The sequence below is a fragment of the Streptomyces sp. NPDC006265 genome (assembly GCF_040613555.1).
Taxonomy (GTDB): Bacteria; Actinomycetota; Actinomycetes; order Streptomycetales; family Streptomycetaceae; genus Streptomyces.
Genome location: NZ_JBEXSH010000330.1, coordinates 1 through 8,937, shown reverse-complemented (window position 1 = coordinate 8,937; position 8,937 = coordinate 1). Strand labels below are relative to the sequence as shown.

The 8,937-nt window shown below is 72.4% G+C and carries 9 protein-coding genes; 4 read left to right on the top strand and 5 right to left on the bottom strand.

What is annotated here, in order from left to right:
- On the bottom strand, nucleotides 1-718 hold a 718-nt coding region (locus ABZ281_RS24975; RefSeq protein WP_356658845.1), incomplete at its 3' end, for a M6 family metalloprotease domain-containing protein.
- 277 nt (nucleotides 719-995) lie between these two features.
- On the opposite strand from ABZ281_RS24975, the gene ABZ281_RS24970 reads away from it, so the two are divergent.
- Nucleotides 996-2,855: a bifunctional diguanylate cyclase/phosphodiesterase gene (locus tag ABZ281_RS24970; protein ID WP_356658843.1), complete on the top strand. Its 1,860-nt coding sequence runs from the start codon at nucleotides 996-998 to the stop codon at nucleotides 2,853-2,855.
- Here ABZ281_RS24970 and ABZ281_RS24965 read toward each other — a convergent pair.
- Both ABZ281_RS24965 and ABZ281_RS24960 read right to left on the bottom strand, forming a co-directional pair.
- Nucleotides 2,831-3,922 (bottom strand): LLM class flavin-dependent oxidoreductase, encoded by a 1,092-nt coding sequence (locus ABZ281_RS24965; protein ID WP_356658841.1) that lies wholly within the window; start codon nucleotides 3,920-3,922, stop codon nucleotides 2,831-2,833. The two genes, ABZ281_RS24970 and ABZ281_RS24965, sit on opposite strands and share 25 nt — an antisense overlap.
- Nucleotides 3,923-4,013: 91 nt before the next feature.
- Nucleotides 4,014-4,283, bottom strand: a complete 270-nt coding sequence (locus ABZ281_RS24960) for a hypothetical protein (protein WP_356658839.1) — start codon at nucleotides 4,281-4,283, stop codon at nucleotides 4,014-4,016.
- Nucleotides 4,284-4,644: 361 nt separating this feature from the next.
- Here ABZ281_RS24960 and ABZ281_RS24955 point away from each other — a divergent pair, with 361 nt between their 5' ends.
- On the top strand, nucleotides 4,645-4,905 hold the full coding sequence (locus ABZ281_RS24955; protein WP_356658837.1) for a hypothetical protein: 261 nt from the start codon (nucleotides 4,645-4,647) through the stop codon (nucleotides 4,903-4,905).
- A gap of 77 nt (nucleotides 4,906-4,982) precedes the next feature.
- Here the strand turns inward: ABZ281_RS24955 and ABZ281_RS24950 are convergent, their stop codons facing one another.
- Together ABZ281_RS24950 and ABZ281_RS24945 are read right to left on the bottom strand one after the other, a co-directional pair.
- The gene (locus tag ABZ281_RS24950; RefSeq protein WP_356658835.1) at nucleotides 4,983-5,714 is read right to left on the bottom strand and encodes an aspartate/glutamate racemase family protein; all 732 of its coding nucleotides are present in this window, start codon (nucleotides 5,712-5,714) and stop codon (nucleotides 4,983-4,985) included.
- Nucleotides 5,711-6,523: an aspartate/glutamate racemase family protein gene (locus ABZ281_RS24945; RefSeq protein WP_356658833.1), complete on the bottom strand. Its 813-nt coding sequence runs from the start codon at nucleotides 6,521-6,523 to the stop codon at nucleotides 5,711-5,713. Before ABZ281_RS24945 ends, ABZ281_RS24950 begins: the two co-directional genes overlap by 4 nt.
- 197 nt (nucleotides 6,524-6,720) lie before the next feature.
- On the opposite strand from ABZ281_RS24945, the gene ABZ281_RS24940 reads away from it, so the two are divergent.
- Both ABZ281_RS24940 and ABZ281_RS24935 read left to right on the top strand, forming a co-directional pair.
- Nucleotides 6,721-7,668 (top strand): D-2-hydroxyacid dehydrogenase, encoded by a 948-nt coding sequence (locus tag ABZ281_RS24940; RefSeq protein ID WP_356658831.1) that lies wholly within the window; start codon nucleotides 6,721-6,723, stop codon nucleotides 7,666-7,668.
- 17 nt (nucleotides 7,669-7,685) lie between these two features.
- On the top strand, nucleotides 7,686-8,897 hold the full coding sequence (locus tag ABZ281_RS24935; protein ID WP_356658829.1) for an amidase: 1,212 nt from the start codon (nucleotides 7,686-7,688) through the stop codon (nucleotides 8,895-8,897).
- Nucleotides 8,898-8,937 lie beyond the last annotated feature (40 nt).

Genomic DNA, 8,937 nt, shown 5'->3' with positions numbered 1-8,937 from the left:
GGTGGTACAGGTCGGGCAGGTCGAACACGTGCCCGGTCTCATGGGCGAGGACGAGCCGGTCCGGCGGGTGCTGTTCGAATACCGTGACGATCCGGCGCAGATCGGTACCGTCCGCCCGCAGCGGGCTCGTCAGGTTCACCACCTTGGTCGCGTCGGAGTCCACGCCGGGCGCGTCCGGGTCGGCGACGAAGTACACGACGTCGTAGCGCGAGAAGTCCACCCGCGGGTCGGCCACGGAGAGGGCGTCACGCAGGTACGCGGCCCGGTGCTCGGGTTTCCAGTCGCGCCGTATGGCGTACGCGGTGGACGGCTTCGGCATCTGGATCCAGTGCCGCAGGGCGTGCGGGCGCAGGGTGAAACGGCCGTAGGAAGCACGTTCGAAGAAGCGGGTGGTGGCCGGGAAGTGGTCTGCGGTCAGCTCCTGCGGCGCGGTCAGCGGGTGGGCGTCGGGAAAGGACAGGAAGACCATGACCGCGTCCAGAAACCGGACCGGGCGCGGATAGGCGGCGTTCCAGGTGTCCAGGCCCTCCGAGTGATGGGCGTCGGTCCGGGTCAGGGCGCAGGGCACGGCGGAGTCGGGGCCGGCCATCGAGGGACCGGCGCCGAGGGAGGTGGCGGCGAGCGCGGACATGGTGGTGAACACGGCCGCGGTGCTGCGCAGTCGGGCGCGCGGAAACGGACGCGGCACGGGTACCTCCGGGTACGGTTCGCGGGACACCGCACCCAGACTGTGATGATTTGTCGTACTGCGTCCTGTTTGCCTGCACCGGTCGGGTGAAGGGGCCGAAAAATCACGGAAGCCGACACCCCCGAAGCACTCACAGAACGTCACAACTGGTCGGGGGCCTGAAGAAGCCGTCCAGGTGCATGCAGAAACGATCTGGCAGAAGGGCCGGTTGGCCGGGGAGACTGGACACCGGCTGGAAGGCCCTGGGGTCAGCCTCTATGATCGGCACACTTTCCTGACCTTTCCTGCACGGACAGAGATCGAATACATGCGGGAGCGAGCGGTGAGCGGAACCTCCGAAGGGCCGGCGCCCGCGGCAGACCTGGACCTGCCGGTCGTCACAGAGAGTGAGATCGACACGTCTCCCCGTACCGAGCCGCCGACCCGGCAGCCCTACCGCTCGGTCTTCACGGCCGCCCCGCTCGCCATGGCCGTCGTGGACCGCGAGGGCACGGTCGTCAGCGCCAACGACGCGCTCGCCGCGCTGCTCGGCGGCAGCCCGGACGGGCTGGCCGGATCCGTCGCCGCCGACCTGGTCGACCTCACCTCCGACGCCCGCACCTGGCACGCCTATCGCGAGGTGCTGCGCGGACGGCAGTCCCGGCTGCGCTGCACGCGCCGGCTCAAGCACCCCGACGGGCACTCGCTGTGGGTGCAGGTGACCGTCGCCCCACTGCCCGCCGAGGACTGCGGTGTGCTGCTGTCGGTCGCCGACATCGGCGCCCGCCGGGAACTCCAGGCCCGGTTGCGGCACTTGCAGATGCACGACCCGGTGACCCGGCTGCCCAACCGCACCCTGTTCTTCGAACGGTTGTCGGCCGCGCTGGAGGCGGAGTCGTACGAGCAGAGCGGCACGGGCCGGATCGGGCTGTGCTACCTGGACCTGGACGGCTTCAAGGCCATCAACGACACCCTCGGCCATCGCGTCGGGGACCGGCTGCTGGCGGCCGTCGCCGAGCGCCTGACGCGCTGCGCGGACGAGGCCGGCCACGCGCGGACCAGCGTCCCGCTGGCGGCCCGGCTGGGCGGTGACGAGTTCGCACTGCTCGTCGAGGACTCCACGGGCACCGAACAGCTGGCCGAGCTGGCCGAGTCGGCCCTGCGGGCGGTCCAGGAGCCGTTCGACATCTCCGGCCAGCGGCTGTCGGTCTCGGCGTCGATCGGCGTCGTGGAGCGGCACGCGGCCGGCACCACCCCCACCGCGCTGATGCAGGCCGCCGACACGACGCTGTACTGGGCGAAGGCCGACGGCAAGGCCCGCTGGACGCTGTTCGACCCGGAGCGCAACGCGCACCGCATGACCCGCCAGGCCCTCGCCTCCACGCTCCGGCCGGCCATCGACCGGGGCGAGTTCCGGCTGGAGTACCAGCCGCTGGTCGGCATGGAGGACGACCGGCTGCACGGGGTCGAGGCGCTCATCCGCTGGAACCATCCCCAGTTCGGCGTACTGACGCCGAATCGGTTCATCGGGCTGGCGGAGGAGGACGGTTCGATCGTCCCGCTGGGCCGCTGGGTGCTCCGTACGGCCTGCCGGCAGGCCCGCCGGTGGCAGCTCGACAACCCCGACGAGCCGCCGATCTTCGTCAGCGTGAACGTGGCGGTGCGGCAGGTCTGGGACTCGGACCTGGTGTCGGACGTCGCCGAGACGCTGGCCGAGACCGGGCTCGCCCCGCACCTGCTCCAGCTGGAGCTCACCGAGTCGGCCGTGATGGGCTCGGCGGGCCGCCCGCTACAGGCCCTGAAGGCGCTCAGCGACATGGGCGTGCGGATCGCCATCGACGACTTCGGCACCGGCTACTCGAACCTGGCGTACCTGAGCCGGCTGCCGGTGTCGGTGCTGAAGCTCGACGGGTCCTTCGTGCGCGGCTTCCAGTACGACGACCGGGAGGCGGCCGCCCGGGCCAACCCGGCCGACGAGGTCGTCGTCGAGGCGATGATCCAGCTCGCGCACCGGCTCGGGCTGACCGTCACGGCCGAGTGCGTGGAGACCTCGGCGCAGGCGACGCGGCTGCGGAGCATCGGCTGCGACACCGGACAGGGCTGGCTGTACTCCCGCCCGGTGTCGCCGGATCGTATCTCCGAGCTGCTGGGCGCACCGGACGTTCAGGCGGGCGTCGGCAACCCGTAGACGTCGGCGATGAGTTCGTAGGAGCGCAGGCGGATGTCCCCGCCGTGCGCGTTGGCCGTGATCATCAGCTCGTCGGCGCCGGTGCGCTTGGCGAGGTCGTCGAGGCCGGAGCGGACCTCGTCGGCGGTGCCGTGGATGACGTTGGCGTTCCAGGAGTCGACGAAGTCGCGCTCCACGGGGCTGAATTCGTAGGCCTCCGCCTCCTCCGGGCCGGGCACGAGGCCGGGGCGGCCGGTGCGCAGCCGGACCATGCTGAGGGCGGCGGCCAGCACCTGCCTGCGGGCCTCCCGCTCCTCGTCGGCGGCGAGCGCAGAGACGCCGATGAGGGCATAGGGCTCGTCGAGCACGGCGGAGGGCCGGAAGGACTCCCGGTACAGGTCCAGTGCCGGGACGGTGTTCTGCGCCGAGAAGTGGTGCGCGAACGCGAAGGGCAGCCCGAGGACGCCGGCGAGGCGGGCGCTGAAGCCGGAGGAGCCGAGCAGCCAGAGCGGCGGGCGGTGCGGGGACTGGACGCCGCCGGGGGAGGTGGCCTGGACCGGGCCGGGGACCGCGTGGATGCGGCGGTACGGGTGCCCGTCGGGGAAGTCGTCGTCGAGGAAGCGGGTCAGCTCGGCGAGTTGCTCGGGGAAGTCGTCGGCGCCCTCGTTGAGCCGGTCCGTGCGGCGCAGGGCGGCGGCCGTGGCGCCGTCGGTGCCGGGGGCGCGGCCGAGGCCGAGGTCGATCCGGCCCGGGGCCATGGCCTCCAGGGTGCCGAACTGCTCGGCGATCACGAGCGGGGCGTGGTTGGGCAGCATCACACCGCCCGAGCCGAGCCGGATGCGGTCGGTGTGGGCGGCGAGGTGGGCCAGGATCACGGCCGGGGACGAGGAGGCCACGCCCGGCATCGAGTGGTGCTCGGCGACCCAGTACCGGTGGAAGCCGCGGTTCTCCGCGAGGCGCGCCAGGTCGACGCTGGTGCGCAGGGCGTCCGACGCGGTGCGGCCGGCCCCCACCGTGACCAGGTCCAGTACGGAGAGGGGGACGGGGGCGCCGCCCTGTACTGCGCCGCGTATCTCGTCTGCCGCCACGGGGGGTGCCTCCTGCTGTGGGCCGTGTGCTGTCGTTCCGGCTCTAACAGGGGACTGTCTCCGCTTATTCCCGGCCGTTGCGCCGGGGCCGTCAGGCGGCCTGCTCCCAGTCGCTCCGGGCGCTGTCCCGCGGGGGCGTGCGGCCGGCCTTCTCACGGGCCCGCAGGACGGCCCACGCGAGGGCGGCCAGACAGGCGAGCCACCAGGGCAGCGGCCATACGGCGCCCCACCAGCGGACCTGGGGATGGAGGAAGGCGGTCACGGCGGCGGAGGCCATGGCGGCGGCCAGGCTCCGGCACAGCAGGCGCCCGGACAACTGGACAGCGCTTGCAGAGGATCTGAACGGACTCGTTTCGGCCATCGGGGAGTCCTTCACGGCACGACTGGCTGCGGACGTGGCCAGTGTGCACGGGATGGGCGCCAGAAGGGGAACGCGCTTTCGGTCAACCCGCGTGTCGGGTGATGCGGCGGAGTGGAGCATTCCTCAGCAGCAGCCGGGGAGTTGGAGTGCTTTTGCCCATCTGTGCACCGAGAAAGGGGTGGGACCGATTCCGGCCCACATGGAGGACGCCTCCGAGGGCACGGCACCCCATTTTCAGTCGCGCCCGGGCACTCGGTCTCCATGACGACTGGGGTGTACCGGGTGGCGCGAGCGGCCACCTGGCTCAAGGCGGCGTTCGCGGTGCGTCTACTGCGGTGGCGTCGCGCAGGGGCGAGCGTCCATGAGCAGGGAGAGACCCGGCCCGCGCGACCGCGTGCGCGGCGCGGTCGCGGCGGGCTGCTTCGGGGCCGTGGTCACCGGACCGCAGGAGCTGTTCGGCTCCGGTGTCGGCCGGGGCTTCCTTCTGGCCCTGTCGGTCGGAGCCGTCACCGGTTCAGCCGTCGGCTTCGCGTTCCCCTCGGTCCTTCGCCGTGGCCGCCGGGAGCCGCCCACTCTCCCGCCACCGCCGATTCCCCCACCCCCACCGGAACGAAGGACGTGAACCGTGGGGTGATTCGGGCCGATACCTCTTCGCCCCCTGCGGTGTCTGCCACAGGGGGGAGGATCAGGTCTTCCGTCTCACCCCTGGACGATCGGCTCCCGTGTGAAGAGCGCCCCGAGTTCCGGCGCGTTCACCCGCCGGTCCGCCAGGCGCAGGCCCTCCCAGACCGTGACCTGGTTGGCGGTGAGGATCGGCTTGCCGAGTTCCTTCTCCAGGGCCGGGATGTGGGCCGCCGTGTGCAGGGCCGTGTCGGGCAGGAGGAGGGCCTCGGCGTCGGGGTGGTCGGAGTTCCGGGCCAGGGTGAGGAGTTCGGCCTCGCCCCATGTGCCGACCTCGGCGGCCGTGACGATGCCGGAGCTGTTGACCGACACGACCTCCACGTCGGCCGCGCGCAGGAACTCGGCGAAGAGCTGCGCCACGTCCTCCGGGTACGTCGCTCCGATCGCGACCTTGCGTGCCCCGAGCTCCCGCACCGCGTGCGCGAACGCGAAGGACGTGGACGAGGCCGGCAGCCCGGCGGTCTGGGCCAGGGCGCGTACCTGCTCCTGCGCGCCGTCCCAGCCGTAGACGAAGCTGCCGCTCGTGCAGGCCCACACCACGGCGTCCGCGCCGGCGTGCCGCAGTTCCTGGACCCCCGCCGCGAGCCGGCCGGCGGAGCCCATCTCGAGCAGCGCGTCCACCCGGTGCGCGTCCTCACCGATGTCGGTGTGCACCAGGTCCACCCGGATGTCGCTGCCCAGCAACTGCTCGATGCGCGGATAGTCGTCCTCGGCGGAGTGGCCCGGGTAGAGAAATCCCAGTGCTGTCATGTCCAGCCTTCCTGCTGCTCTTCTTCCGGCAGTACGGGACCGGGGTCCGCCCCCGGCGCTGCGGGACCGGAACGCGCCGCCGGATTGATCAGCGCTTGGTACGGTCCCACCGCACGGGTACCCAGTCGGCGCAGTGCCGCCCACATCGTCACTTGGTTGGCCGAGATCACGGGGATGCGCAGCTCGGCCTCCAACTGGGGGATCACGTCGTAGGTGGGCAGGTTGGTGCAGCTGATGAACAGCGCGTCGGCGTCTTCGCGGACGGCCTGCCGGGCCATGTCCACCACCTCCCGGTAGGGGACCTTCCAGATGTGCCGGGTCAGCCCCATGAAGGCGCAGCCGGAGATCGTGACGCCGGCCTGGGCGACGTAGGCCTCCAGCGACTGCGTCACCGAGACCGTGTACGGCGTCACCAGCGCCACTCGGCGAACGTCCAGCTCCACCAGGGCCTCCAGCAGCGCGCCGGAGGTGGTGATCGCCGGTACGGCGCCGGCCCGGCTCATCGCCTCGCACATCGCCCGCTCGCCCATCGTGCCGCCGACGAAGCTGCCCGACGTGCAGGCGTAGGCCACGACCTCGGGGGCGATCGCGTTGAGCGTGCGGACCGCCTCACCGAGCGTCTCGTGCTCGCTGACCAGGCGGGCCAGGTCGAGACTCACCTCGACCGGCACGAACGGTGTGCGGGTCATATGGAGCGAGACCTCGTCCGGCACCCAGCGCCACAGCTCGCGGTCGAGTGCGAAGTCGAAGGGGGCGACCACGCCGACCCCGCGCTGCGGGCTGGGCCCGCCGAGAAATGAGACGTCCATGGCAGGCACCGGCCTCACGCTGGGCAACTAGTGTGCAACGGATCGTGGGAACGCCCGTGTTGACGACGGTAGGTTCGGGTGCGAGCGTGGTCAATCCGCCCGGATCGCTCCTTGGTCAACACCGGGTTAACTCGTCGTCACCGACCGGTGCCCCGGGGCCGGCCGGCCCCGCCGAACGGCTGGAGAAACGGCTGCTCATGCCCACCCCCACCCTGCTCGTCCTGGACGCCGAACCCCTCCCCCGCCTCGGCCGCCTCACCGGCCGCGCCCGCATCGAACACACGGACGCGGCGGGGCTCGCCGAGCGCCTCCCGGGTGCGGATGTACTCCTGGTGTGGGACTTCACCTCGCGCGCCGTGCGGGACGCGTGGCCCGGCGAGGGACCGCGGCCCCGCTGGGTGCACACGGCCAGCGCCGGTGTGGACCATCTGATGTGTCCGGAACTCGCCGCTTCCGACACCGTGGTGACGAACGCGCGCGGCATCTTCGACCAGCCGATCGCGGAGTACGTCGCCGCGCTCGTGCTGGCGATGGCCAAGGACCTGCCGAGGACCCTGGAGTTGCAGCGGGAGCGGACCTGGCGGCACCGCGAGTCGCTCAAGATCGCCGGGAGCCGGGCCGTGGTGGTCGGTTCGGGGCCGATCGGCCGGGCGATCGCGCGCACCCTGGGGGCGCTCGACATCACGACCGCGCTCGTGGGACGCGCCGCGCGCTCCGGCGTGCACGGCCCGGAGGACCTGGACCGGCTGCTGGCCCGCGCCGACTGGGTGATCGCGGCGGCGCCGCTCACGGACGAGACCCACGGGATGTTCGACGCCCGCCGCTTCGACCTCATGCAGCCGTCCGCCCGGTTCGTCAACATCGGCCGCGGGCAGCTCGTCGTCGAGGACGCGCTGGCCGAGGCGCTGGCCAAGCGCTGGATCGCGGGCGCCGCCCTGGACGTCTTCGAGGCCGAACCGCTGCCCGCCGAGAACCCGTTGTGGCAGGCCCCGGGCCTGATCGTGTCCCCGCACATGAGCGGCGACACCATCGGCTGGCGCGACGAACTCGGCGCCCAGTTCGTGGATCTGTACGAACAGTGGGCGACCGGGGAGCCGTTGAAGAACGTGGTCGACAAGCAGCGTGGGTACGTACCTGGTCACTGACGTCCCTGGGAGTGTGGATGACCGAGCTCACCGAGCTGACCGCCGTACGGCTTCTCGACGGGTACCGCAAGGGCGAGTGGAGTCCCGTGGAGGCGACACGGGCGGCGCTGGAGCGGGCCGAGGCGGTCCAGCCGGAGGTGAACGCCTTCGTCCGGCTGACCGCCGAGGACGCGCTGGAGCGGGCCCGGGAGTCTCAGGAGCGATGGCGGCGCGGTGAACCACGGGGCCTGCTCGACGGGGTGCCGGTCACCGTCAAGGACATCCTGCTGCAGCGCGGGGCGCCGACCCTGCGTGGCTCGAAGGCCGTGGACCCGGCGGCCGGGCGCTGGGACGAGGACGCCCCCTCCGTGGCCCGGCTGCGCGAGCACGGCGCGGTCTTCATCGGCAAGACGACGACCCCCGAGTTCGGCTGGAAGGGCGTGACGGACTCGCCGCTCAGCGGGATCACGCGCAACCCGTGCGACCCCTCGCGCACCGCGGGCGGGTCGAGCGGCGGCAGCGCGGCGGCCGTCGCACTGGGCGCGGGACCGCTGTCGCTGGGCACGGACGGCGGCGGCAGCGTCCGCATCCCGGCCTCGTTCTGCGGGATCTTCGCACTGAAGCCGACGTACGGGCGCGTGCCGCTCTACCCGGCGAGCGCCTTCGGCACGCTGGCGCACGTCGGGCCGATGACCCGGGACGCGGCCGACGCGGCGCTGCTGATGGACGTGATCGGGCATCCGGACTCGCGCGACTGGTCGGCGCTGTCCGCCCCGGCCGGTCCGTACACCGACGGTCTGGCGGGCGGGGTGCGCGGGCTGCGGGTGGCGTACTCGCCGTCGCTGGGCGGGCAGGTGGCGGTGCAGCCGGCCGTCGCGAGGGCGGTGCGGCGGGCGGTGGAGCGGCTGGCGGAGCTCGGCGCGTACGTCACGGAGACCGACCCGGATCTCACCGACCCGGTGGAGGCCTTCCACACCCTGTGGTTCAGCGGGGCCGCCCGGGTGACGCAGCACCTGGGCCCGCACCAGCGCGAGTTGCTGGACCCGGGCCTGCGGGAGATCTGCGCGCGGGGCGCCCGCTACTCGGCGCTGGACTATCTGGCCGCGGTGGACGTGCGGATGGACCTGGGCCGCCGGATGGGCCGCTTCCACGACACCTACGACCTGCTCGTCACCCCGACCATGCCGCTCACGGCGTTCGAGGCGGTCTCGTCCTCGCCCTTGGGGGCGTGTCCGCTGACGAGCGGGTAACGGGGGTCCTTGGTGCCCCAGTAGTTGCCGCCCTGCGACT